Source organism: Microbispora sp. NPDC049125 (assembly GCF_040802045.1).
Classification (GTDB): Bacteria; Actinomycetota; Actinomycetes; order Streptosporangiales; family Streptosporangiaceae; genus Microbispora.
In genome coordinates, this window is record NZ_JBEZDW010000125.1 from 1 (window position 1) to 1,208 (window position 1,208).

The window sequence follows — 1,208 nt, forward strand, 5'->3', positions numbered from 1 at the left end:
AACGGGCAGGCCAACCAGCAGTGGACCTCGACCAGCGCGAGTGAGCTGCGGGTCTTCGGCAACAAGTGCCTGGACGTCAACGGCGCAGGCACCGCCGACGGCAGCACCGTGATCATCTGGGACTGCAACGGCCAGAACAACCAGAAGTGGCGGTTCAACTCCGACGGCACCATCACCGCCGTCGGCGCGAACAAGTGCCTTGACGTGCCCAACAGCGCCACGGCCAACGGCACCAAGCTCGCCATCTGGACCTGCAACGGCGGAACCAACCAGCGCTGGACCCGCGTCTAGACAGACTCGAAAAGACACCCTCGAAACACCGGAAACCCTCGCCGGGACGGGCTGACCGTCCCGGCGAGGGTTTCGCCTTTCATCGGCAGGGGTGCCGGAGTGACTCGTTGCGGCTTTTTGACGGAGCCGGGCTGGACAGGCCGGGCGGCCACCTGACCACCTCGGCGCCGTACGCGTCAGCCAGGCGGGCGGAGGTCTCCCCGGTCCCCCTGCACAGAGTGGTGAGCCGGCACCAGTGGCCCGTCCGGGCCGGCCGGCTCCAGTCAGGCGACCCGTATCCCATGGTGGTCGGATGGTGAAACGGCAGGCGGCGAACCCATGTCGTCGTCGCGTAGCGGCCGGCGCTCGCTCGGACTCCTTGGGTTCGCCGCGTCTTACCGGTGGCGCCCCTCAGGGCGCCGTCGCCCTCACGAAGCGGTGCACGTGAAGGATGAGGCCGGCGCCGCACCACCGCCGAGGAAGCCGAACGTCGTCGAGGCGGACGGCTGGAGCGAGCCGTTGTACGAGACGTTCGTCACCGACACGGTCGAGCCGCTGGTGCTCAGCGTGCCGTTCCAGACCTGGCTGACCGACTGGCCGTCGCCCAGATTCCATCTGACGGTCCAGCCGTTGATCGCCGCACTGCCGGCGGTCACCGTGACCTCGCCCTGGTAGCCGCCGGACCACGAGTTGACGGTCCGGTAGGTCGCGTTACAGGCGTTGCCGCCCGTCGGAGTGGGTGTCGGCGTGGGTGTCGGGGACGGCGTGGGTGTCGGGGACGGGGTCGGCGTGGGTGTCGGTGTCGGGGTGGGTGTCGGTGTCGGGGTGGGTGTCGGTGTCGGGGTGGGTGTGGGGGTGGGTGTGGGGGTTGGGCCGGTGCCGTTGAACTGCCACCAGTTCATGTTGAACAGGGTGCCGCTTCCGCCGGTGAAGCGGAG

General features: G+C 69.0%; 3 protein-coding genes. 1 reads left to right on the forward strand and 2 read right to left on the reverse strand.

Annotated elements, in window-relative coordinates; genetic code table 11:
• Nucleotides 1-291, forward strand: a 291-nt coding sequence (locus tag AB0B72_RS40295) for a ricin-type beta-trefoil lectin domain protein (RefSeq protein ID WP_367745078.1), incomplete at its 5' end; no start/stop codon positions are given.
• A 407-nt stretch (nucleotides 292-698) separates the two neighbouring features.
• Here AB0B72_RS40295 and AB0B72_RS40300 read toward each other — a convergent pair.
• The gene (locus AB0B72_RS40300; protein WP_367745079.1) at nucleotides 699-926 is read right to left on the reverse strand and encodes a cellulose binding domain-containing protein; all 228 of its coding nucleotides are present in this window, start codon (nucleotides 924-926) and stop codon (nucleotides 699-701) included.
• A 55-nt stretch (nucleotides 927-981) separates the two neighbouring features.
• Nucleotides 982-1,164: a hypothetical protein gene (locus AB0B72_RS40305; protein ID WP_367745080.1), complete on the reverse strand. Its 183-nt coding sequence runs from the start codon at nucleotides 1,162-1,164 to the stop codon at nucleotides 982-984.
• Nucleotides 1,165-1,208: the final 44 nt, after the last annotated feature.